This window comes from Pseudomonas quebecensis (genome assembly GCF_026410085.1).
Classification (GTDB): domain Bacteria; phylum Pseudomonadota; class Gammaproteobacteria; order Pseudomonadales; family Pseudomonadaceae; genus Aquipseudomonas; species Aquipseudomonas quebecensis.
On sequence record NZ_CP112866.1, the window covers coordinates 4,164,056 to 4,187,534 of the forward strand.

The 23,479-nt window shown below is 60.7% G+C and carries 16 protein-coding genes; 14 read left to right on the forward strand and 2 right to left on the reverse strand.

Annotated features, from left to right (window positions below; translation table 11 throughout):
* The first annotated feature begins 30 nt into the window (after positions 1 to 30).
* From OSC50_RS19395 to OSC50_RS19405, 3 genes are read left to right on the forward strand one after another with little or no spacing between them, the layout of a single operon-like run.
* A complete protein-coding gene (locus OSC50_RS19395) occupies positions 31 to 444 on the forward strand; it encodes a VOC family protein (protein WP_181078471.1) in 414 nt (137 codons plus the stop codon).
* A 23-nt stretch (positions 445 to 467) separates the two neighbouring features.
* Positions 468 to 1,619 carry an efflux RND transporter periplasmic adaptor subunit gene (locus OSC50_RS19400; RefSeq protein WP_181078473.1) on the forward strand — a complete coding sequence of 384 codons (1,152 nt, stop codon included), beginning with the start codon at positions 468 to 470 and terminating at the stop codon, positions 1,617 to 1,619.
* The gene (locus OSC50_RS19405; RefSeq protein ID WP_266248013.1) at positions 1,616 to 4,678 is read left to right on the forward strand and encodes a MexW/MexI family multidrug efflux RND transporter permease subunit; all 3,063 of its coding nucleotides are present in this window, start codon (positions 1,616 to 1,618) and stop codon (positions 4,676 to 4,678) included. The genes OSC50_RS19400 and OSC50_RS19405 overlap by 4 nt, the downstream gene beginning before the upstream one ends.
* A 47-nt stretch (positions 4,679 to 4,725) precedes the next feature.
* Here the strand turns inward: OSC50_RS19405 and OSC50_RS19410 are convergent, their stop codons facing one another.
* Positions 4,726 to 6,120, reverse strand: coding sequence for a PhoH family protein (locus OSC50_RS19410; protein ID WP_253510567.1), 1,395 nt, complete (start codon positions 6,118 to 6,120; stop codon positions 4,726 to 4,728).
* A 342-nt stretch (positions 6,121 to 6,462) separates the two neighbouring features.
* Positions 6,463 to 7,584, reverse strand: a complete 1,122-nt coding sequence (locus tag OSC50_RS19415) for a polysaccharide deacetylase family protein (protein WP_266248011.1) — start codon at positions 7,582 to 7,584, stop codon at positions 6,463 to 6,465.
* Between the two features lie 120 nt (positions 7,585 to 7,704).
* Between OSC50_RS19415 and yaaA the strand changes: the two genes are divergently transcribed.
* The 11 genes from yaaA (at position 7,705) to OSC50_RS19470 (ending at position 23,478) form a co-directional block, all read left to right on the forward strand.
* A complete protein-coding gene (yaaA, locus tag OSC50_RS19420) occupies positions 7,705 to 8,484 on the forward strand; it encodes a peroxide stress protein YaaA (RefSeq protein WP_253510565.1) in 780 nt (259 codons plus the stop codon).
* 836 nt (positions 8,485 to 9,320) lie between these two features.
* Positions 9,321 to 10,637, forward strand: coding sequence for a nucleotide sugar dehydrogenase (locus OSC50_RS19425; RefSeq protein ID WP_181078483.1), 1,317 nt, complete (start codon positions 9,321 to 9,323; stop codon positions 10,635 to 10,637).
* 104 nt (positions 10,638 to 10,741) lie between these two features.
* Complete coding sequence (alg8, locus tag OSC50_RS19430; RefSeq protein WP_034137041.1) at positions 10,742 to 12,211, forward strand: mannuronan synthase; 1,470 nt, start codon at positions 10,742 to 10,744, stop codon at positions 12,209 to 12,211.
* A gap of 37 nt (positions 12,212 to 12,248) precedes the next feature.
* A complete protein-coding gene (locus OSC50_RS19435) occupies positions 12,249 to 13,415 on the forward strand; it encodes an alginate biosynthesis protein Alg44 (protein ID WP_181078485.1) in 1,167 nt (388 codons plus the stop codon).
* An 8-nt stretch (positions 13,416 to 13,423) separates the two neighbouring features.
* Positions 13,424 to 14,938 (forward strand): alginate biosynthesis TPR repeat lipoprotein AlgK, encoded by a 1,515-nt coding sequence (algK, locus tag OSC50_RS19440; RefSeq protein WP_266248009.1) that lies wholly within the window; start codon positions 13,424 to 13,426, stop codon positions 14,936 to 14,938.
* Positions 14,935 to 16,422, forward strand: a complete 1,488-nt coding sequence (locus OSC50_RS19445; RefSeq protein ID WP_181078486.1) for an alginate export family protein — start codon at positions 14,935 to 14,937, stop codon at positions 16,420 to 16,422. The genes algK and OSC50_RS19445 overlap by 4 nt, the downstream gene beginning before the upstream one ends.
* The gene (gene algG / locus OSC50_RS19450; protein ID WP_266248007.1) at positions 16,422 to 17,990 is read left to right on the forward strand and encodes a mannuronan 5-epimerase AlgG; all 1,569 of its coding nucleotides are present in this window, start codon (positions 16,422 to 16,424) and stop codon (positions 17,988 to 17,990) included. The genes OSC50_RS19445 and algG overlap by 1 nt, the downstream gene beginning before the upstream one ends.
* A gap of 11 nt (positions 17,991 to 18,001) precedes the next feature.
* Positions 18,002 to 19,450, forward strand: coding sequence for an alginate O-acetyltransferase (locus OSC50_RS19455; protein WP_266248006.1), 1,449 nt, complete (start codon positions 18,002 to 18,004; stop codon positions 19,448 to 19,450).
* An 8-nt stretch (positions 19,451 to 19,458) separates the two neighbouring features.
* Positions 19,459 to 20,568, forward strand: a complete 1,110-nt coding sequence (locus OSC50_RS19460; RefSeq protein ID WP_253510559.1) for a mannuronate-specific alginate lyase — start codon at positions 19,459 to 19,461, stop codon at positions 20,566 to 20,568.
* Between the two features lie 190 nt (positions 20,569 to 20,758).
* Positions 20,759 to 22,291, forward strand: coding sequence for an MBOAT family O-acyltransferase (locus OSC50_RS19465; protein ID WP_181078494.1), 1,533 nt, complete (start codon positions 20,759 to 20,761; stop codon positions 22,289 to 22,291).
* Positions 22,292 to 22,302: 11 nt separating this feature from the next.
* Positions 22,303 to 23,478 carry an alginate O-acetyltransferase gene (locus tag OSC50_RS19470; protein WP_181078496.1) on the forward strand — a complete coding sequence of 392 codons (1,176 nt, stop codon included), beginning with the start codon at positions 22,303 to 22,305 and terminating at the stop codon, positions 23,476 to 23,478.
* Position 23,479 lies beyond the last annotated feature (1 nt).

Sequence of the window (23,479 nt, forward strand, 5' to 3'; positions counted from 1 at the left end):
AGGGAGCAACCCTTCAACAAGGAGCAAACCATGCCTCAAATCAAACGAATTATTGAGACCGCGCTGTATGTGGATGACCTCGAGCGCGCCAAAGCATTTTACAGCCAGCACCTGCAACTGGAGGCGATGGTCGAGAGCAGCGTGCTCGTCGCGTTCAACGTCGGTCAGCAGAATACTCTCTTGTTGTTCAAACGGGGCGCCTCCCTGCACACCAAATACTTGAGCGGCGGCGAGATCCCGCCCCATGACGCCAACGGGCGTATCCACATCTGTTTCGCCATCGACGCCGAAGACCTGCCAACCTGGGAACAGCGTCTGGACGCGGCCAATATCGCTATCGAAGGGCGTACGCACTGGCCCAAGGGTGGGTCGAGTGTGTACTTTCGCGACCCGGATGCGAATCTCGTCGAACTGTTGACACCGGGCTGCTGGCCCATCTATTGATGACTCTTCAAGGAATGAAGCTTATGCCTTACGTCAGCACACCGGGACGTGCCGTTTCCCGAACCACCGTAACGTTGCTGATCGCCGTGCTCCTGCTGCTCGCCGTGGCCTGGGGCCTGTGGCGCTGGAGCCATCCGGCCGTTGCCGCCTATGCCCCGGCGCCGATAAAAGTTGCGATTGAGCCGGTCAGCGGTGCGCCGTTCTCCCGCTACCTGGAGGCAATTGGCGAGCTGGAAGCGGTGCAACAGGTGAGCGTGCCCGCCGAGGTCGGCGGGCGCGTCGTGCAGTTGCCGGTGGAATCCGGTCAGCGCGTCGAGCGCGACCAGGTATTGGTCAAGCTCAACGATGCGCCACAGCGCGGCAGCCTGATGCGCCTGCAAAGCGAGCTGGAAAACGCCAAGGTCAAGTTGGAACGCTCGCGCAGCCTGGTCAAGGTCAACGCCATTTCCCACGAAGCCTATGACAATGCCCAGACCGAGTACACCACCGCTCAAGGGGCCCTGCAGGAACTCAAGGCGCAGATCGACCAGTTGACCATTCGCGCGCCGTTCGCCGGCACACTGGGAATTCGCAAGGTGCACCTGGGGCAGTACGTCAACCCAGGCGACAGTCTGATCAACCTGGTCGGCGACCAGGGTTTGTACGTCAATTTCAGCGTACCGGAACAAGCTTTGGCGCAACTCAAAGTCGGTAACAGCCTGAACGTGCAACTTGATGCCCTGCCGGGGCAGCGCTACACCGCGCGCATCAGCAGCATCGACCCGTTCCTCGATCGCTCGCGCACCCTGAGTGTCCAGGCCCTGCTGCAAGCGCCGACACACGGCGCCTTGCCGCGCATGTTCGCCAAAGTGCGCCTGCCCCTGCCGCCGTCGAGCACTACGCTGACCGTGCCGGAAACGGCGATCACCTATAACGCCTACGGCGAAGATGTATTTGTGGTGCAGCCCGCGCCAGACGCCGACACCCCGCCGACTGTACGCCGGGTGCTGGTCAAGACCGGCGAACGCCGCGATGGCCGGGTGGTGATCGACTCAGGTTTGAATCCGGGTGAACAGGTGGTCATTTCCGGGCAGATCAAGCTCAGTGACGGCGCTGCCATCGAGCCCATGGAACGCACCGTATTGAACGATGCGAACGTGCCCGCGCGATTGAGCATGACCGGAGACCAGCCGTGAAATTCACCGACCTCTTCGTGCGCCGCCCGGTGCTGGCCCTGGTGGTCAGCCTGCTGATCGTGCTGACCGGCCTCAAGGCTTACCTCGATCTGCCCGTGCGCCAGTACCCGCTGCTGGAAAGCTCGGTGATCAGCGTCACCACTGACTATCCCGGCGCTCCCGCCGAACTGATGCAGGGCTTCGTGACCCAGCCGATCAACCAGTCGCTGGCCTCGGTGGAAGGCGTGGACTACGTCAGCTCGTCCTCGGTGCAGGGCCGCAGCCAGATCACCTTGCGCATGGCGCTCAACCAGGATTCGGCCAAGGCCCTGAGCGATGTGATCGCCAAGGTCAACCAGGTCAAATATCGCCTGCCGGAACAGGCTTACGACCCGGTGATCGAACGCTCCGCCGGCGATGCAACGGCGGTGGCCTATGTGGGTTTTTCCAGTGACTCACTGTCTGCTTCGGCCCTGAGCGACTACCTCAGCCGCGTGGTGCAGCCGCTGTTTTCCACCATCGAGGGCGTAGCCAAGGTCGAGACTTTCGGTGGCCAGCGCCTGGCCATGCGCCTGTGGCTCGACCCTCAACGCATGGCCGGCCACGGCATCAGTGCCGCCCAGGTCGAACAGGCGATCCGTGCCAACAACTTCCAGGCCGCGCCGGGCCAGATCAAGGGTCAATACGTGGTCTCCTCGATCCAGGTCAATACCGACTTGAGCAGCCTGGATGAGTTTCGCGACATGGTCCTCAGCAACAACGGTGATCGCCTGCTGCGCCTGCGCGATATCGCCACGGTGGAACTTGGTTCGGCCGTCTATGAAACCAGCGCCTTGATGGATGCCAAGCCGGCGGTGCACCTGGGCCTGTACGCGACGCCCACGGGCAACCCGCTGCTGATCGTCGCCGATATAAAGCGCCTGCTGCCGGCCATCGAGAAAACCCTGCCGCCGGGGGTCAACGTGGCCTTGGCGTTCGAGACCGCACACTTTATCGAGGCATCGATCATCGAAGTGATCGAAACCCTGATCGAAGCGATCCTGATCGTGGTGGTAATCATCTACCTGTGCCTGGGCTCGGTGCGCAGCGTGATCATCCCCATTGTCGGCATCCCGCTGTCGATGCTCGGCGCCCTGGGCCTGATGGCACTGTTCGGCTTCAGCATCAACCTGCTGACGCTGCTGGCCATGGTACTGGCCATCGGCCTGGTGGTGGATGATGCCATCGTGGTGATGGAAAACATTCACCGTCACCTCAAGGAAGGCCGCACGGCGTTGCAAGCCGCGCTGTTCGGCGCGCGGGAAATCGCCTCGCCGGTAATCGCCATGACCATCACCCTGGCCGCTGTCTATATGCCCATCGGCCTGATGAACGGCCTGACCGGCGCGCTGTTCAAGGAGTTCGCCCTGACCCTGGCCGGCGCGGTACTGGTCTCCGGGATCATCGCCCTGACCCTCACTCCAGTGATGTGCGCCAAGCTGCTGCCCAGCCACGAACATGAAGGGCGCATGAGCCGCCTGGCCGAACGCTTCTTCCAACGCCTGGCACGCCTGTATCAACGCGCGCTGCTCAGCTCGCTGCGCCAGCGTGGGCTGATCCTGCTGCTGGGCGCACTGGTGCTGATCAGCCTGCCCTGGCTGTACGGGCAGGCCAGCAAGGAACTGGCGCCGAATGAGGATCAGGGCAACCTGCTGCTGGCAATCAAGTCACCGCAGCACGCCAACCTGGATTACGTGGAGCGCTACGCCTATCAGTTGAGCGAGATCCTCGGCCAGCTGCCGGAGGCCGTCAGTACGTGGATCATCAATGGCAACGACGGGGTGGCGGCCAGCTTTGCCGGGGTCAACCTCAGCGAGTGGTCGCAGCGCCAACGCAGCGCCGCGAGCATCCAGGCCCAATTGCAACAAAGCGTGGACGCGGTGGAGGGCAATTCGATTTTCGTGTTCCAGCTGCCGCCACTGCCCGCCTCGACCGGGGGCTTGCCGGTGCAGATGGTCATCCGCAGCACCGAGGACTACCGCTCGCTGTACCAGGCCATGGAAGAGCTAAAAACCCAGGCACGGGCCAGCGGACTGTTTGCGGTAGTCGACAGCGACCTGGCGTTCAACAACCCGGTGACCCAGGTGCGCATCGACCGCAGCAAGGCCAACAGCCTGGGAATTCGCATGCAGGACATCGGCAGTACCCTGGCGGTGTTGATCGGCGAAAACTACACCAACCGTTTCGCCCTGCAAGGCCGGTCCTATGATGTGATTCCCCAGAGCGAGCCGTCGCAACGCCTTACGCCCCAGGACCTGAATGCCTTCTACCTGGATACCGACGCAGGCCAGCAGGTGCCGCTGTCGACCGTGGTCAGCCTGCATGGCGTGATTGAGCCGAACAAGCTCAAGCAGTTCAACCAGCAGAACAGCGCGACCTTTCAGGGCATTCCAGCGCCGGGGGTCAGCCTGGGCCAGGCGGTGGCGTTCCTGCAGAAGTACAGCCAACAGCTGCCCGCCAGCTTCAGCCATGACTGGCAGGCCGATTCCCGACAGTTCATCCACGAAGGCAATGCGTTGATGTTGACGTTCCTGTTTGCGCTGATCGTGATCTACATGGTGCTGGCCGCGCAGTATGAAAGCCTGACCGACCCGTTGATCATCCTGATCACGGTACCTCTGTCGATCTGCGGCGCATTGATCCCGCTGGCCCTGGGCTTGGCCACGATCAATATCTACACGCAGATCGGCCTGGTGACGCTGATCGGGCTGATCAGCAAACACGGGATCCTGATGGTCGAGTTCGCCAACGAATTGCAGGTGCTGTACCGCTGCACCCCGGCGCAGGCGATCATCCGCGCGGCGCGGATTCGCCTGCGGCCGATCCTGATGACCACGGCGGCGATGGTGGTCGGCCTGGTACCGATGCTGTTCGCGTCCGGGGCCGGCGCCAGCAGTCGCTTTGGCCTGGGCCTGGTGATTGTGATCGGGATGCTGGTGGGCACGTTGTTCACGCTGTTCGTGCTGCCGTCGGTGTACACGCTGTTGTCGCGTGCGCATAAGCCGGCGATCGATTGGGCACTGGTCGAAAAAACCGCCTGATAAAAAACGGGCGCCCCAAGGGACGCCCGTTCCAGTCAGTGCATCGTTTAGAGATGGGATTCGGCGTATTCGGCAAGAATCGAGCGAGGCACCCCTTGCAGCGCAATGTGCACGCCGTTCGGGAAATCCTTGAAGCGCTCGGTCAGGTAAGTCAGCCCGGAACTGGTCGCGGACAGGTAAGGGGTGTCGATCTGTGCCAGGTTGCCCAGGCACACCACTTTGGAACCGGCGCCGGCACGGGTGATGATGGTTTTCATCTGGTGCGGCGTAAGGTTCTGGCATTCGTCGATCAAAATCAGGCTCTGCTGGAAGCTGCGACCTCGGATGTAGTTGAGGGATTTGAACTGCAACGGCACTTTGCTGAGGATGTAGTCGACGCTGCCATGGGTGTTTTCGTCATCCATGTGCAAGGCTTCGAGGTTGTCGGTGATCGCCCCCAGCCACGGTTCCATTTTCTCCGCCTCGGTACCGGGCAGGAAACCGATTTCCTGGTCCAGGCCCTGCACGCTGCGGGTGGCGATGATACGGCGATAGCGCTTGGTCACCATGGTCTGCTCGATGGCGGCAGCCAGGGCGAGGATGGTTTTACCGGAACCGGCAGCGCCCGTCAGGTTGACCAGGTGAATGTCCGGGTCGAGCAGCGCATACAGCGCCAGGCTTTGATAGATGTCACGCGGTTTCAGGCCCCAGGCTTCCTGGTGCAACAGAGGCTCCTGATGCAGGTCGAGGATCAGCAGCTTGTCGACCTGGATCTCTTTGATCCAGCCCACAAAACCCTGCTCATCGACAATGAATTCATTGATATGCACAGCCGGCAGGTTATCGGTGAGCTGAACCTGATGCCAGGTGCGGCCATGGTCCTGGCGGGTTTCGACCTTGCTGACGCGGTCCCAGAAGGAGCCGGTCATCATGTGATAACCACGGGAGAGCATCGACACGTCGTCGACCAGTTGGTCGGTGCTGTAGTCCTCGGCCGCGATCCCGCACGCGCGGGCCTTGAGGCGCATATTGATGTCTTTGGTCACCAGCACCACGCGCAGGTCCTTGTCACGCGCGTGCAGATCGATCAGCTGATTGATGATCTTGTTGTCGTTGAGGTTTTCCGGCAGCAGGCTGTTGGGTTCGTTGCGCTTGCTCATCAGAATCGACAGCAAGCCCTTGGGCCCGCTTTTGCCGCGCTGGATCGGCACACCGACCTCAACGTCGTCGGGCGAAGCTTCGCCCAATGTCTTGTCGATCAGGCGGATGGCCTGGCGGCATTCGGCGGCAACGCTGTGGTGGCCGCTTTTGAGTTTATCGAGCTCCTCAAGCACGATCATCGGGATAGCGACGTGGTGTTCTTCGAAATTGAGCAGTGCGTTTGGATCGTGGATCAATACGTTGGTATCAAGCACGTAAAGGATTGGCTGGTCGGAAGAAGGGTTACGTCCATGATCATCCATACTCGGTCACCTTTGTGGGAGCCAGTCGACGCAATACCTGGGCGGTGCTGCGCCTCGATTCGACCACCGAATGCACCTGAGTGACGTCAAGTGCATTGCCCACATGAGGAGTCTTGGAAGACGCCACCTATGCTGCAGGTTTCGGCGATCTGACTTCGTAATACCGCAAAACGTGTGACAGGAAATAGCACTTTGACGCTTTTTTGAAGTTTATTTTTCAGGATGACGAATAGCACTAGCCGAGTGCCAGCCACGCCGTTAAAGTCGGAAGTCCGCCTGCATCGAAATGTCGCACCAAATCACCCCGAAAACCGCGCATCCCCAGCAGGGCCGGGCACTTTCTCAAAACGCTTCGCGACAGTCCTGCCAGCCGAGCCCGCTCTGCGCCGTTGCCTGCAACAACCAGGGCAACGCCACCCGCGCCTTGTCCTGCGTGTCATGAAACACAATCACCCCTTTGCGCCACAACAACATCAGCGTGAGCACGCGCTGCGCCGATTCTTGTGCCTTGAGCCTGCCCGGTTCATCCTGGGAATCGATGTCCCACAACGCCACCTGCAAGCCCTGTGACTGGAAGAACCCCTGGCTGTCCGCGCGACGCTGACCATAAGGTGGGCGAAACAGTGGCACATAGTTTTCCGGCATCAGGTTCTGCGCCAGTGCAGCGCTGCGGGTAATCGAACTTTGCCAGTCCACCCAGTGGCTGTGGGAGCGGTACTGCCAGCCCTGGGTGCCCACGCACTGGCCTTGGTACAACGCCTGCACATCGGCGGCGGAGCTGCGCTCCAGGCGGGTCTGCAGGCTGCTGCCGAGGACAAAGAAAATCCCGTTCATCTTCTGTTTGCGCAGATAGTCGGCGAGCCAATCAGTGTTGCCGGTGACAGGCGCGGGGCCGCCGTCGAAGGTCAGCAGGAACAAACGGTCATTGAATTCATCGCCATTGCGCTCATGTTCGCCGAAGCGCGCGACTTCGCTGCCGATCTGCGGAAACAGCGCGGCCTTGCGCAGCAACTCGTCCAGGTAGCGCTCATGGAAGGCATGACTGGGGGCAGCCCAATCTATATAGAAGGAGTTTGCGCTGACCTCGAACTTGCCGGCCTCTTCGCGCAGGTCGTCCATGTTTTCCACCAGATAGCAGAAGGAGGCATCCACCTCGCAGCTCTGCTGGGCCACGCTGTAATTCTCCAGCAGGCGCCGCCACAGTTCACGACGCAGATCGTTGATGGCCGCTAGGTTGATGATCTTCAGCCCCAGCCGCTGCTTGAGCGCGGCGTCATCCTGAGTTTCGCTGGCCAGCAGGCTGTGAGCAAACATCAGGATTTCGGCACGCGAGCCCACATCGAACAATGCCGGGCTGGTGAGCTTTTCGGGCCAGGTGCCACGGTCCAGGCTGGCGACGTCCACCGACGCCGCCTGAGCGCTCATGCACAACAGACCAGCGGACAATAAAAGCGCTATTCGCACACAGGGTCTCCCTCTCCAGAACTACCGGCCATCATAGCGGATCGTGCCTATCGCCATCATAGGTGGAGTCAAATCGCCCAAGCCCCTAGAATCGCGCCCACGATTACAGGAGCCAACTTCATGCTGATGGTGATTTCCCCCGCCAAAACCCTCGATTTCGAGTCAAAGCCGGTCACTGCGCGCTTCACCCAGCCGCAGTACCTGGACCACTCACAGGAACTGATCGAGCAACTGCGCCAGTTCAGCCCGGCGCAGATCAGCGAATTGATGCACGTCTCCGACAAGATCGGCGGCCTCAACGCCGCGCGTTTCGGCAGCTGGACACCGGCCTTTACGCCCGAAAATGCCAAGCAGGCCCTGCTGGCGTTCAAAGGCGACGTGTACACCGGCCTCAACGCCGACACCTTCAGCGACGCCGACTTCAGCTACGCCCAGGACCACCTGCGCATGCTCTCGGGCCTGTACGGCCTGCTGCGCCCGCTGGACCTGATGATGCCGTATCGCCTGGAGATGGGCACCAAGCTGGCCAACGCTCGTGGCAAGGACCTGTACGCCTTCTGGGGTACGCGGATCAGCGAATGGCTCAATGAAGCCCTCGCCGCGCAAGGTGATGATGTGCTGCTCAACCTGGCGTCCAACGAGTACTTCTCGGCGGTCAAACGCACGGCCCTGAACGCCCGGATCATCAATACCGAGTTCAAGGACCTGAAAAACGGCCAGTACAAGATCATCAGTTTCTACGCGAAAAAAGCGCGGGGCATGATGAGCCGCTTCGTGATCGAAGAACGCATCAACGACCCGGCCAAGCTTAAGGAGTTTGATGTACAGGGCTACCGCTTCAATGCGCAGCAGTCCAAACCGGACAACCTGGTGTTCCTGCGCGATCATGCACCGCAATAAGGCCGTACCAGCCTTTCTCAGACAATGAAATCCAAATGTGGGAGGGGGCAAGCCCCTCCCACATTTTTGATTGCACTTCAGACAAAATCGCCATTTATTTGACGTCAAAAAATATCACAACACAACCCTATCAATAGTTTCACTCGACATTCATCGAATTTTTTCGTAGTGGCACTGGTTTTTTTTAACACTAGTGGCACAAAACTATCCCTGCGTGCCAACTCCCCATAACTACTGGCCCAAATAGCAAGTGCTATCAATATAGTACTAGTGCCATCTCTGCTCGTATTTCAAGAAATTTCAGGAAACAGGATGAGCGGCCAGGAACTTCGTCCTAAAGCGCCGCTCATACCACCGGTAACGAAATTCTCTGATGCTGTAAGAGATGACTTACATGGCGACCAAAGGAAGTAGCAAAGTTGTCACATTAACTTTGACTCATGGGTCATATTACCGACTGACTAGTTAAAGGCGGCAATAAGGAAGTATTGCCACGAACTATAAGGCCAAGGCTGCGCTTACCCCAATGGGTCAGTGATACATCCCAAGGTTTTGATTTTTATAGGCTTATTGCCTCTATCAAAGCTCTGTGGCACTGGCGCCAGGCCCTTCTCCCAGGAAGGCCGGCTGCATTTGAGGGCAAGCCCCAATAACAAGGCCATGTTGCGCCCTACTTGAGTGCAATTATTAGTCACTCACTATTTAACATGCCTGTACGCGGCAAGTCGGCGTCTATTCGCCCAACTTCCGCGGGCATCAGTGACGCTTGCAAACATGAACTCCGGCCATTTATTGGCATGATTAACACCGTCTTCAATGACAACGAGGTAAATGCGATGCGCATCAGCATATTTGGTTTGGGTTACGTTGGCGCTGTCTGTGCCGGTTGCCTGTCTGCCCGTGGCCACGAAGTAGTCGGCGTGGACATTTCCAAGGAAAAGATCGACCTGATCAACGCCGGCAAATCGCCAATCGTTGAACCGGGTCTGGGCGAATTGTTGAGCCAGGGTATCCAAACGGGTCGACTGCGCGGCACCACCAACTTCGCCGAAGCCATCCGCGATACCGACCTGTCGATGATTTGCGTCGGCACGCCAAGCAAGAAAAACGGCGACCTGGAACTCAACTACATCGAGTCGGTATGCCGCGAGATCGGTTTTGTTCTGCGTGACAAGACCACCCGCCACACCATCGTGGTGCGCAGCACCGTGCTGCCGGGCACCGTGGCCAACGTTGTGATCCCGATCCTGGAAGACTGCTCCGGCAAGAAAGCCGGCGTCGACTTCGGCGTCGCGGTCAACCCGGAATTCCTGCGTGAATCCACCGCCATCGCCGACTACGACCTGCCACCGATGACCGTCATCGGCGAGTTCGACAAAGCCTCCGGCGATGTCCTGCAGTCGCTGTACGAAGAACTCGATGCACCGATCATCCGCAAGGACATCGCCGTTGCCGAGATGATCAAGTACACCTGCAACGTGTGGCACGCCACCAAGGTCACCTTCGCCAACGAGATCGGCAACATTGCCAAGGCCGTCGGCGTCGACGGTCGCGAAGTGATGGAAGTGGTCTGCCAGGACAAGACCCTCAACCTGTCCCAGTACTACATGCGTCCAGGCTTCGCGTTCGGCGGCTCGTGCCTGCCCAAGGACGTGCGTGCCCTGACCTACCGCGCCGGCTCCCTGGACGTGGAAGCACCGCTGCTCAACTCGCTGATGCGCAGTAACGAGTCCCAGGTGCAGAACGCCTTCGACATCGTCGCCGGCCACGACAAGCGCAAAGTCGCCCTGCTGGGCCTGAGCTTCAAGGCCGGTACCGACGACCTGCGCGAAAGCCCGCTGGTAGAGCTGGCCGAAATGCTGATCGGCAAGGGCTACGACCTGAGCATCTACGACAGCAACGTCGAGTACGCCCGTGTCCACGGCGCGAACAAGGACTACATCGAAGGCAAGATCCCGCACGTGTCGTCCCTGCTCAACTCGGACTTCGACGATGTGATCAACAACTCCGACGTGATCATCCTGGGCAACCGCGACGAGAAGTTCCGCGCCCTGGCCCATAACGCGCCGGACGGCAAGCAAGTGGTCGACCTGGTGGGCTTCATGTCCAAGGCCACCAGCGTGAGCGGCCGCACTGAAGGCATTTGTTGGTAAGGGGCAGCGGCTAGTTTCAAGCGGCAAGCGGCAAGTTAGAAGCGATCGTTTTTCAGCTTATAGCTTGCCGCTTGTGGCCCTACTCCCCCGTGACGGACACAAATATGCAACGGTTAAACCAAGCCACTGGCTGGCTAGTATTTCTGGCGCTTTTAGCGCTTCTAGCTCTGGCTTTGCCAGCCAGCACATTCGACTCCGAGTCGAAGAATTTTATTTTCCTGATTGGCGCCGTCGGTATCTGGCGCTACTCGATGGGTGCTACGCATTTCTTTCGCGGCATGCTGTTCCTGTATGTGGTCTACCCGCACCTGCGCCGCAAAGTCCGCAAGCTGGGCAAGGCCGCCGACCCGTCCCATGTGTTCCTGATGGTCACCAGTTTCCGCATCGATGCGCTGACCACCGCGCAGGTGTACAGCTCGGTGATTCGCGAAGCGATCGACTGTGGCTTCCCGACCACGGTGGTCTGCTCGCTGGTGGAGATGTCCGATGAGCTGCTGGTCAAGAGCCTTTGGGAAAAGATGAACCCACCGGAACACGTCAAGCTCGACTTCGTGCGTATCGCCGGCACCGGTAAGCGCGACGGCCTGGCCTTTGGTTTCCGTGCCATTTCGCGTCACTTGCCGGATGACCGCGCGGTCGTGGCGGTGATCGACGGCGACACCGTGCTCGCCGAAGGCGTTGTGCGCAAGACCGTGCCGTGGTTCCAGCTGTTCGGCAACGTCGGCGGCCTCACCACCAACGAGTTCTGCGAAGTGCGCGGCGGTTACATCATGAGCGAATGGCACAAGCTGCGGTTCGCCCAACGCCACATCAACATGTGCTCCATGGCCCTGTCCAAGCGCGTACTGACCATGACCGGTCGCATGTCGGTGTTCCGTGCGAGTGTGGTCACCGACCCGGGCTTTATCGCCGACGTGGAAAGCGACTCGCTGCAGCACTGGCGCCTGGGCCGCTTCAAGTTCCTCACCGGTGATGACAAGTCCAGCTGGTTCAGCCTGATGCGCCTGGGCTACGACACGTTCTACGTGCCGGATGCCGCGATCAACACCGTGGAACACCCGCCGGAAAAGAGCTTTATCAAGGCCAGCCGCAAGCTGATGTTCCGCTGGTACGGCAACAACCTGCGCCAGAACTCCCGTGCCCTGGGCCTGGGTGTGCGTCGCCTGGGTCTGTTCACCAGCATCGTGTTGTTCGACCAGCGCGTGTCGATGTGGACTTCGCTGCTCGGCCTGACCGTGGCAATCATCGCCACCTTCAAGTACGGCGGCGCATTCATCCTGGCGTACCTGCTGTGGATCGGCATCACCCGCCTGATCCTGACCCTGCTGCTGTCGTGCTCCGGCCACAAGATCGGCCCGGCCTACCCGCTGATTCTCTATTACAACCAGATCATGGGCGCGCTGGTGAAGATCTACGTGTTCTTCCGCCTTGATCAACAGTCCTGGACTCGCCAGGACACCAAACTGACCCGCGATTTGGCCAGCTTTCAGCGTTGGTTCAACACCTGGTCGTCTCGGACCATGACCTTCTCCGCCGGCAGCATTTTCGTCGCCGTGTTGCTGATGATGGTCTGACCCAGCCAAGCCTGAATTAACTAGGAACTAGAACACTATGAACAGCCAAGTAAACGCCAACGTTGTCCACGAATCCGAAGCTCAGCGCCAGCACGCCCGCGTGAAAATCCCGGCCAAACTGCGCTTTTTCAACACCGACCGCAGCCAGACTGAAGCACGGGTGATCGACCTGTCCGCCGGCGGCCTGGCGTTCACCGCCACGCAGCCGCTGAACGTCGGTGAAGTGCACAAGGGTCGCCTGCAATTTGTCATCGATAACCTCGGCCTGGCCATGGATGTCGAGCTGCAGATCCGCTCCTACGACCGCCAGACCGGCCGCACCGGTTGCCAGTTCCAGAACCTCGACGCCCAGGATATCTCCACCCTGCGCCACCTGATCACCTCGCACTTGTCCGGTGACATCGTGACCATGGGCGACGTACTGGCGACCCTGCAGCGCGACAACTTCACCAAGGCGCGCAAGGTCAAGGACGGCGGCAGCAACATGAGCGCCTTCGGTCGCCTGCGTGCCGTGACCTTCAGCCTGGCGATCTTCCTGGTGGGCCTGGCGGCGTTCGGGTTTGTCTTCAAGTCGATCTACGGCATGTACTTTGTCAGCCACGCCCAGGCCGGCCTGGTCAGCGTACCGGGCATGAACGTGACCATGCCGCGCGACGGCACCGTGCAAAGCCTGCTCAAAGGTGATGCGGTGGCCGCCAAGGGCGCGCCGCTGGCCACCTTCAGCACCAGCATGCTCGACGTGCTCAAGGGCCACCTCGACGAAGACCAACTGCAACCGGCCAAGGTCGAAGAACTGTTCGGCAAGCAAATGACCGGCACCCTGACGTCGCCGTGCGATTGCGTGGTAGCGCAGCAACTGGTCGCCGACGGCCAATACGCCAGCAAGGGCGACGTGATCTTCCAACTGGTGCCACGTGGCAGCCAGGCCAACGTCGAAGCGCGCTTCACGTACCGCCAGTTCGCCGACGTGCGCCCAGGTACGCCGGTGAGCTTCCAGGTCGCCGACGAAGAACAACTGCGCACCGGCACCATCGTCAGCAGCACCAGCCTGAACAGCGCCGACCTGTCCTCCGACATCCGCGTGCAGATCAAGCCTGACGCGCCGCTGGACAGCACCTACGCCGGTCGCCCGGTGGAAGTGACCAGCGACCGTGGCCCGTCGCTGAACTGGCTGATCGACAAAGCCATGGCTCACGGTCTGTAAGCGAGGACATGCCTGTGACTCTTCCGAATACACCGTTGACCAATGTGGGAGCCGGGCTTGCCCGCGATGGGATCGACTCGGTACATCTGCAACACCGAGGTGCCCGTATCGCAGGCAAGCCAGCTCCTTCCAGATCGCACTTCGCCTCGGCTTACTGCGCACTGGCCCTGGCTATCTCGCTGGCCGGTTGCGCCGGCCTGCCCGACCAACGTCTGGCCAACGAAGCGCTCAAGCGTGGCGACACCGTCACCGCGCAGCAGAATTACCAGCAACTGGCCGACCTGGGCTACAGCGAGGCCCAGGTGGGCCTGGCCGATATCCAGGTAGGCACCCGCGACCCGGCGCAGATCAAACAGGCCGAGGCCACGTACCGCGCCGCAGCGGATACCTCGCCTCGCGCCCAGGCGCGCCTGGGTCGCCTGCTGGTGGCCAAGCCCGGCGCTACCGAGGCCGAGCACCACGAAGCCGAAACCCTGCTGAAAAAAGCCTTTGCCAATGGCGAAGGCAACACCCTGATTCCCCTGGCGATGCTGTACCTGCAATACCCTCACAGCTTTCCCAACGTGAATGCCCAGCAGCAGATCAGCCAGTGGCAGGCGGCGGGTTACCCGGAAGCGGGCCTGGCCCAGGTGCTGCTGTATCGCACCCAGAACACCTACGATCAGCATCTGGATGATGTGGAGCGCATCTGCAAAGCCGCGCTGAGCACCACCGACATTTGCTACGTCGAACTGGCCACGGTCTACCAGAAGAAAGCCGAGCCGGAAAAACAGGCCGAACTGCTCAAGCAGATGGAAGCCGGCTACAGCCGTGGCACTGTCACCGCTCAACGGGTCGACAGCGTTGCCCGCGTATTGGGTGATGCCTCCCTGGGCAAGACCGACGAGAAAACCGCCCAGGCCCTGCTGGAAAAAATCGCCCCCGGCTACCCGGCTTCCTGGGTCAGCCTGGCGCAACTGCTCTACGACTTCCCCGAACTGGGCGACGTCGAGCAAATGATGAAATACCTGGACAACGGCCGCGCCGCCGACCAGCCGCGCGCTGAACTGTTGCTGGGCAAGCTCTATTACGAAGGCAAGTGGGTGCCGGCCGATGCCAAGGCTGCCGAGGCGCATTTCGAAAAGGCCGTAGGCAAGGAAGTGGCCGCCGATTACTACCTCGGCCAGATCTATCGCCGTGGCTACCTGGGCAAGGTCTACCCGCAAAAGGCCCTGGACCACTTGCTGACCGCTGCGCGCAACGGCCAGAACAGCGCCGATTTCGCCATCGCCCAATTGTTTTCCCAAGGCAAGGGCACCAAGCCCGACCCTGTCAATGCGTATGTCTTCGGCCAGTTGGCCAAGGCCCAGGACACGCCGCAGGCCAATGACCTGGCCGCTCAACTCGAAGCCCCGCTGACTCCTGAACAACGCGCCCAAGGCCAACGCCTGGTGCAACAGGAGCTGGCCGCACGCGGCACCCTGGCCCAAAGCACGCTGCAACTGCACGCCCTGCAAGAAGAAGACGGCGAGGAATCCCTATGAAGCTCAACCCATTCGTCAAGGCCGGTATCGGCCTGACCTTCGCCCTGCTGTGGTCGTGCCCGACCCTGGCCGCGCTGACCGAAGCCAAGAACTTCGGCCTGGAAGTCAAAGCCACCGCACAGTCCGAAGACGACCGCGACCTCGGCACCCAGAAAGGCGGCGACGTCAACGGTGTCGGCCTGGACCTGCGCCCGTGGATCTACGGCGAGAGCGGTAACTGGAGCGGCTATGCGATGGGCCAGGCGGTGGTGTCGAGCGACATCATCGAGACCGACACCCTGCAACAGTCGGCCGACGATGCAAACCAGCAAACCACCAACAACGACCGCAAGGCCAAGAAAAACTACCTGGCGATGCGCGAGTTCTGGGTCGGCTACAGCGGCTTCACGCCCTACCCCGGCGAGATTCTCAAGTTCGGTCGTCAACGCCTGCGCAACGACGACGGCCAGTGGCGCGACACCAATATCGAGGCGCTGAACTGGACCTTCGACACCACCTTGCTCAAGGCCAATGTGGGCGCCGCCGAACGTTTCAGCGAATACCGCACCGACCTCAAGGAACTGTCGCCCAAGGACAAGGACCGCCAGCACTTCTACGCCGATGCGTCCTACCAGTGGATGCCGGGCCAGTGGATCGGCCTGCGCGGCCATCACACCCATGACGACGGCAAGCTGGATTACCCGGAACCGGGCGTGCCCACCGACTCGTTGGACAAACGCGAGAACGGCGACCTGACCTGGCTCGGCATCGAAGCCAACAGCGACGCCTACAACTGGCGCAACACCAACACCGTCAACTACTGGGCCAGCATCACCGGCATGCAGGGCGACCGCGACACGGTCAACGCCCTCAAAGCAGACGGCAGCCGCCCGGACCAGGCCAAGCGCAGCGATGACGTGAACGGCTGGGCCACCGACCTGGGTATTCGCCTGCGTCTCGACCCGCAGTGGCAAGTGGGTGCGGCGTATGCCCGCGCCAGCGCCGAATACGAACAGAACGGCCTGCAGAGCAACCGCTCGAATTGGACCGGCACCCAGTCCCGCGTGCACCGCTTCGGCGAAGCGTTTCGCGGCGAGATGAACAACATGCAGTCCATGAGCCTGTTCGGTTCCTGGCAGCTGCGCGAGGACTACGACGCCAGCCTGGTGTACCACAAGTTCTGGCGCGTGGACGGCAACAAGCCGGTGGGCAGCAATGGCATCGATGCGGTGCAGAACAACACCGATGACGTGACCGGCGCGATCCTGTCCAGCACCTCGCTGCCGCTGGAAGATGGCAAGAAAGACCTGGGCCAGGAGATGGACTTGGTGGTCACCAAGTACTTCAAGACCGGCCTGCTGCCGGCCGCGCTCAGCCAGTCGATCGACGAGCCGTCGGCGTTGGTGCGGTTCCGTGCCGGTGTGTTCAAACCGGGTGACGCCTACGGCAGCCAGGTCGACTCGTACATGCATCGCGCGTTTGTCGACGTGATCTGGAAATTCTGATGGGAGCCTGTGCAATGAATGCTCAAAGCCTACTCGTCGCGGCAATGCTGGTGGCCAGTGCCCCGGCATTTGCCAACACGGCGGCCAAGGCGCCTACCATCGCCAAGGAACTGCAACAGGCCAAGACCTACACCATTTCCAGCCCGCCGACCGCGCCGCTGGAGATGGCCAAGCCTGCCCTGCCGGACCTGTCGGGCTACACCGCCGCGGCCATGGAAAAAAAGATCGTCAGGACCAAGCCGGGCAAGATCAGCATCCGTCGCATGATGCAGGAAGACGCGCTCAAGGACTTTATCGGCGGCGATAACAAGATGGCCGAATGGGTGGTGCGCCAGCACGGCATTCCCCAGGCGATCTTTGTCGACGACGGCTACATGAACCTCAAGGACCTGCTGGGCAAAGTGCCCAAGCAGTACCTGAGCGAAACTTCGCCGGGCGTGTTCCTGGCCAAGTTGCCGATCGTGGTCGGGCGCAAGGGCATCCTCGAAATCGACAAGCGCACCCAAGAGCTGCGCCTGTCCCAGGAAGCCGGTTCGTTCCTGATCAACGACGGCCAGCTGTTTGTGCGTGACACTAAAATCACTGGCTGGAGCGAGAAGGCCAACGGCCCGGCGCTGTTCAAGTCGCCCAAGGAATTTCGTCCGTTTCTGCTGGCCTGGGGCGGCACCGAGACCTACGTCGCCAACAGCAAGATGGCCAGCTTCGGCTACGCCAACAGTAAGTCGTACGGGGTGAGTATTTCCCAGTACACGCCGAACATGGCCAAGGTGCTCAAGCGCCCTGAGCCGACCGGCTGGATCATCGATTCCGAGTTCTCGGACATGTGGTACGGCTTCTACTGCTACGAAACCACGGGCTTCGTGCTCAAGGGCAACACCTACAAAGACAACATCGTCTACGGCATTGACCCTCACGACCGTTCACACGGGCTGATCATCGCGGACAACACCGTCTACGGCACCAAGAAGAAGCACGGCATCATCATTTCCCGTGAGGTGAACGACAGCTTCATCTTCAACAACCGCAGCTACGACAACAAACTCTCGGGCCTGGTGATCGACCGGAACAGCGTCAACAACCTGATCGCCGACAACGAGATCTACCGCAACCACACCGACGGCATCACCCTCTATGAGAGCGGCGACAACCTGCTGTGGGGCAACAAGGTGATCAGCAACCGTCGCCACGGCATCCGCGTGCGTAACAGCGTGAATATCAAGCTGTACGAGAACACCGCGATGGCCAACGGTTTGACCGGCGTCTACGGCCACATCAAGGACTTGACCAACACCGACCGCGACATCGCCCTCGACCCGTTCGACGCCAAGGTTTCGCTGATCGTGGTCGGCGGGGAACTGGCGGGGAACGGCAGCGGGCCGCTGTCCATCGACTCGCCGTTGAGTATCGAGCTGTATCGCGTGTCGATGCTGGCGCCGACCAAATCCAGCGGTATCAGCTTCTCCGGCGTCCTCGGCGATCGCCAGGAAGAGATTCTCGACCTGCTGGTGCGCCAGCAGAAAGCCGTGCTGATCGACCCTGTCGAACGCCAGACCGAAATGCAGGACTGAGGATGACCCTTATGCACCCACACATGATCAAACTGCTGAGCCTCTCGGGTCTGACCCTCGGCCTGCTCGCGGCCAGCCAGGGCGTACGCGCCGACGACGTCAAGGCGCCGACCTTCACCGCAGAACCGTGCTGCAGCCTGTGCCCGGCCGCCCACGACGCGAAAAATTACACCACGCGCTACCAGCAGAACTTCACCACCCTGGTCCAAGCCCAGGGCGACTGGCTGTTCCGTACCCAGGAAGACCTGCGCACCGAATTCGACACCACGCCGGCCGGCTACAAGCGCATGCAGCAGTTGCACGATGCGTTCAAGGCCAAGGGCGTGGAACTGGTGGTGGTCTACCAGCCGACCCGTGGCCTGGTGAACCGCAACAAGCTCAACCCTGCGGAAAAAGCCTCGTACGATTTCGACAAGGCGCTGACCAACTACAAGACCATGCTCGGCCGTTTCGCCAAGATGGGCTATGTGGTGCCGGACCTGTCGCCGCTGACCAATGAGCAACTGCCGGACGAACTGCCGGCCCACGACTTCTACTTCCGTGGCGACCAGCACTGGACCCCGTACGGCGCTCAGCGCACCGCGAAAATCGTCGCGGCCAAGGTCAAGCAGCTGCCGCAGTTCGCCGATATTCCCAAGCGCGAATTCGAAACCAAGCGCACCGGACGCATGGGCAAGACCGGCACCCTGCACAACATGGCCGGGCAACTGTGCGGCACCAGCTACGCGATCCAGTACATCGACCAGTTCACCACCGAGCCCAAGGGCGAAGCGGGCGACGGCGACCTGTTCAGCGATTCGGGCAACCCGCAGATCACGCTGGTGGGCACCAGCCACAGCGGCAAGAACTACAACTTCGCCGGCTTCCTGCAAGAAGAAATCGGCGCCGACATTCTCAACGTCGCCTTCCCGGGCGGCGGCCTGGAAGGCTCGATGATCCAATACCTGGGCAGCGACGAATTCCAGAAGACACCGCCCAAGATCCTGATCTGGGAGTTCTCGCCGCTGTATCGCCTCGACCAGGAAACCATCTATCGCCAGATGATGGCGCTGCTGGACAACGGCTGCGAAGGCAAGACCGCGCAGATGAGCGCCAGCGCCACCTTGAAGCCCGGCAAGAACGAATTGCTGGTCAACAGTTCGAACAAAGACCTGCGCAACGCCAACCACCAAGTTGATATCCGCTTTGCCGATCCGTCGGTGAAAACCCTGCAAGCCACCCTCTGGTACATGAACGGGCGCCACGAGGACATCAAGATCGAGAAACCCGAAACATCCGATACAGACGGGCGTTTCGCCTTTGAACTGCGCACCGATGAAGACTGGGCCTCGCAGAACTTGCTGGCCGTGGAAGTGCAGGGCCCTGAAAAGGGTGCCGCCGCGCAGAAGGTCGAAGCGAAAATTTGCACACGCAACGTATTCCCAAGCGGTGGTCAACAGACCGCCCAACTCGGGAAGTGAGGTTACTTATGCAAAAGTTGATGCTACCTACCCTGCTGGGCCTGGCGATGTTCGCCGGTTCAGTCAACGCCGCCGCCCCGCTGCGTCCGCCTCAAGGCTATTTCGCCCCGATTGAAGCGTTCAAGACCGGCGAGGCCAAGGAAAACTGCGACACCATGCCGACGCCGTACACCGGGCCGCTGCAGTTTCGCAGTAAGTACGAAGGTTCCGACAAGGCGCGCTCAACCCTGAACGTGCAGTCGGAAAAAGCCTTTCGCGACAGCACCGCCGACATCACCAAGCTGGAAAAAGACACCAGCAAGCGCGTGATGCAGTTCATGCGCGACGGGCGCCCGGAGCAGCTCGAATGCACGCTCAACTGGTTGGTGTCCTGGGCCAAGGCCGATGCATTGATGTCCAAGGACTTCAACCACACCGGCAAGTCCATGCGCAAATGGGCGCTGGGCAGCATGGCCTCGGCCTATGTGCGCCTGAAGTTTTCCGACTCGCACCCGCTGGCCAACCACCAGCAGGAATCGCAGCTGATCGAAGCCTGGTTCAACAAACTGGCCGATCAAGTGGTCAGCGACTGGGACAACCTGCCGCTGGAAAAAACCAACAACCATTCCTACTGGGCCGCCTGGTCGGTGATGGCAACCTCCGTCGCCACCAACCGCCGCGACCTGTTCGATTGGGCGGTGAAGGAATACAAGGTCGGCGTGAATCAGGTCGACGACCAAGGCTTCCTGCCTAACGAACTGAAGCGCCAGCAGCGCGCGCTGTCGTACCACAACTACGCCCTGCCGCCGCTGTCGATGATCGCCAGTTTTGCCCTGGTCAATGGCGTGGACCTGCGCCAGGAAAACAACAGCGCGCTCAAGCGCCTGGGCGACAAAGTGCTGGCCGGGGTCAAGGACCCGCAGATCTTCGAGCAGAAGAACGGCAAGGAGCAGGACATGAAGGACCTCAAGGAGGACATGAAATATGCCTGGCTTGAGCCGTTCTGCACCCTCTACACCTGCGCGCCGGATGTGATCGAACGCAAGCATGGCATGCAGCCGTTCAAGACCTTCCGCCTGGGCGGCGACCTGACCAAGGTCTACGACCCGGCGCATGAAAAAGGCAATAAAGGCAGCTAGTCGCTGATCGTTCCCACGCTCTGCGTGGGAATGCAGCACGGGACGCTCTGCGTCCCAAAGCGTGACGCAGAGCGTCACAAAAGGCATTCCCACGCAGAGCGTGGGAACGATCAAAGCTTCCCCCGACACCGTGGGGGGGTTTGGGGGGGCCGTTGGCCCTTGACTGTTGGTTAAACATGGAGAGATCGGGATGGTTTTCTCGTCCAATGTGTTCCTGTTTCTGTTCTTGCCGATCTTTCTCGGCTTGTACTACTTGAGCGGGCAACGCTATCGCAATCTGCTGCTGCTGATTGCCAGCTACGTGTTCTACGCCTGGTGGCGGGTGGACTTCCTGGCGCTGTTTGCCGCCGTGACACTGTGGAATTACTGGATCGGCCTCAAGGTCGGTGCCGCCGGTGTGCGCACCAAACCGGCCCAACGCTGGCTGCTGCTCGGCGTGGCCGTCGACCTGTGCATCCTCGGCTACTTCAAGTACGCCAACTTCGGTGTCGACAGCATCAATGTGATGATGAAGTCGATGGGCCTGGAGCCGTTCATCCTGACCCACGTGCTGTTGCCGATCGGTATCTCGTTCTACATTTTCGAGTCCATCAGCTACATCATCGATGTGTACCGTGGCGACACCCCGGCGACGCGTAACCTCATCGATTTCGCGGCGTTCGTGGCGATTTTCCCGCACCTGATCGCCGGCCCCGTGCTGCGCTTCCGCGACCTGGCCGACCAGTTCAACAACCGCACTCACACCTTGGATAAGTTCTCCGAAGGCTGCACGCGGTTCATGCAGGGTTTCATCAAGAAGGTCTTTATCGCCGACACGCTGGCGGTGGTGGCCGACCATTGCTTCGCCCTGCAAAACCCCACCACCGGAGATGCCTGGCTGGGTGCACTGGCCTACACCGCGCAGCTGTACTTCGACTTCTCCGGCTACAGCGACATGGCCATCGGCCTGGGCTTGATGATGGGTTTCCGCTTTATGGAAAACTTCAAACAGCCGTATATCAGCCAGTCGATCACCGAGTTCTGGCGCCGCTGGCACATCAGCCTGTCGACCTGGCTGCGTGACTACCTGTACATCACCCTGGGCGGCAACCGTAAAGGCACGCTGATCACCTATCGCAACCTGTTCCTGACCATGCTGCTCGGTGGCCTGTGGCACGGTGCGAACATCACCTACATCGTGTGGGGCGCCTGGCACGGCATGTGGCTGGCGATTGAAAAAGCCATCGGCCTGAACACCGCGCCGCGCAGTTTCAATGTGCTGCGCTGGGCCTTCACCTTCCTGCTGGTGGTGATGGGCTGGGTGATCTTCCGCGCCGAAAACCTGCACGTCGCCGGCCGTATGTACGGTGCGATGTTCAGCTTTGGCGAGTGGTCGCTGTCGGAACTCAACCGCGCCAGCCTTACCGGCCTGCAAGTGGCAACCCTGGTGGTGGCGTACGCAACCCTGGCGTTCTTCGGTCTGCGCGACTTCTACACCAATCGCCCCGCCGATAAAACCAAGCCGGCCGACCCGAGCCTGATCAAGGCCGTGCCGGGCGACAACCCCGGCAGCATCCATCAGCCCGGCTTCACCGTGGGCCAGGACGCCGCCGTGCAACCGGCCTACTGGACCGCTGACTGGCCACGCTACGCCATGCGCGCTGCGGTGCTGGCGCTGTTCGTGGCGTCGATTCTCAAACTGTCGGCGCAGAGTTTCTCGCCGTTCCTTTACTTCCAATTCTGAGGGAGCCGACCATGACCCGTTCATTACGCATCCTCTATATCGGCCTGTTCCTGGTGCTGTTGCTGGCACTGGGCGCCTGGTCGCTGCGCAGTTTCTTCGGCTTCAGCACCAATGCCGACGCCACCGTGCTCAACGGTCGCTGGACCAAGGCCGTCGAGACTCACTATGACGATGAGTTCCCGATCAAGCGTCTGGGCACCAACCTGTGGGCCGCGCTGGACTACAAGCTGTTCAATGAAGGCCGTCCTGGCGTGGTGTTGGGCCGCGATCACTGGCTGTACAGCGACGAGGAGTTCAACCCCGCCGTCAACGAAGACCAGAACCTGGAAGGCAACTACGCGCTGGTCGAAGGCGTGCGCCAGAAGCTCAAGGCCCAGGGCATTCAACTGGTGATGGCGATCGTGCCGGCCAAGGTGCGCCTGTACCCGGAACACCTGGGTGAAGTGAAGCCGGCGAGCATCCACGCCAACCTGTACCAGGACTTCCACGCCCGTGTCGCCGCCGACAAGATTCCTGCTCCCGACCTGCTTGGCCCGCTGCAACAGGCCAAGTTGAGCGGCAAGCAAGTGTTCCTGCGCACCGACACCCACTGGACCCCGGACGGCGCGGAAGTCGCCGCCAGGCAACTGGCCAAGGCGATTGCCGAGCAGACCCCGCTCAGTGGCGAGCCGCAGCGCTTTGTGACCGAGGCCGAGAAGATCGAGCCGCACAAAGGCGACCTGCGTCTGTTCCTGCCCCTGGACCCGCTGTTCGAAAACCTGATGCCGCCCAAGGAGCCGCTGGAAAAACGCGTTACGCACCTGGCTGAAACCAAAGGCGACGACGCGCTGTTCAGCGACAGCGAAACGCCAGTTGCACTGGTGGGCACCAGCTACAGCGCCAACCCGAACTGGAACTTCGTCGGCGCCCTCAAGCAAGCCCTGGGCAGCGATGTAATCAGCTACGCCGAAGACGGCCACGGCCCGATCCTGCCCATGCTCAGCTACCTGAAAAGCGACGACTTCAAGAACAACCCGCCACAAGTGCTGATCTGGGAGTTCCCAGAACGTTATCTGCCGGTCAACAACGAAATCGGTGATGCCGACCCATCGTGGGTTGCGCAACTTAAACAAGCCGGTTCACGCCAACAAAACATGGCACAGAACACCCTTAAAAAATCCGAGACGCCCGACCGGGCGCAAAACTGAA

Coding starts and splice junctions, on each gene's coding strand:
- OSC50_RS19395 (WP_181078471.1), top strand. CDS start 31: ATGCCTCAAATCAAACGAATTATTGAGACCGCGCTGTATGTGGATGAC.
- OSC50_RS19400 (WP_181078473.1), top strand. CDS start 468: ATGCCTTACGTCAGCACACCGGGACGTGCCGTTTCCCGAACCACCGTA.
- OSC50_RS19410 (WP_253510567.1), bottom strand. CDS start 6,120: ATGGATGATCATGGACGTAACCCTTCTTCCGACCAGCCAATCCTTTAC.
- yaaA (WP_253510565.1), top strand. CDS start 7,705: ATGCTGATGGTGATTTCCCCCGCCAAAACCCTCGATTTCGAGTCAAAG.
- OSC50_RS19425 (WP_181078483.1), top strand. CDS start 9,321: ATGCGCATCAGCATATTTGGTTTGGGTTACGTTGGCGCTGTCTGTGCC.
- alg8 (WP_034137041.1), top strand. CDS start 10,742: ATGCAACGGTTAAACCAAGCCACTGGCTGGCTAGTATTTCTGGCGCTT.
- OSC50_RS19435 (WP_181078485.1), top strand. CDS start 12,249: ATGAACAGCCAAGTAAACGCCAACGTTGTCCACGAATCCGAAGCTCAG.
- algK (WP_266248009.1), top strand. CDS start 13,424: ATGCCTGTGACTCTTCCGAATACACCGTTGACCAATGTGGGAGCCGGG.
- OSC50_RS19445 (WP_181078486.1), top strand. CDS start 14,935: ATGAAGCTCAACCCATTCGTCAAGGCCGGTATCGGCCTGACCTTCGCC.
- algG (WP_266248007.1), top strand. CDS start 16,422: ATGGGAGCCTGTGCAATGAATGCTCAAAGCCTACTCGTCGCGGCAATG.
- OSC50_RS19455 (WP_266248006.1), top strand. CDS start 18,002: ATGCACCCACACATGATCAAACTGCTGAGCCTCTCGGGTCTGACCCTC.
- OSC50_RS19460 (WP_253510559.1), top strand. CDS start 19,459: ATGCAAAAGTTGATGCTACCTACCCTGCTGGGCCTGGCGATGTTCGCC.
- OSC50_RS19465 (WP_181078494.1), top strand. CDS start 20,759: ATGGTTTTCTCGTCCAATGTGTTCCTGTTTCTGTTCTTGCCGATCTTT.
- OSC50_RS19470 (WP_181078496.1), top strand. CDS start 22,303: ATGACCCGTTCATTACGCATCCTCTATATCGGCCTGTTCCTGGTGCTG.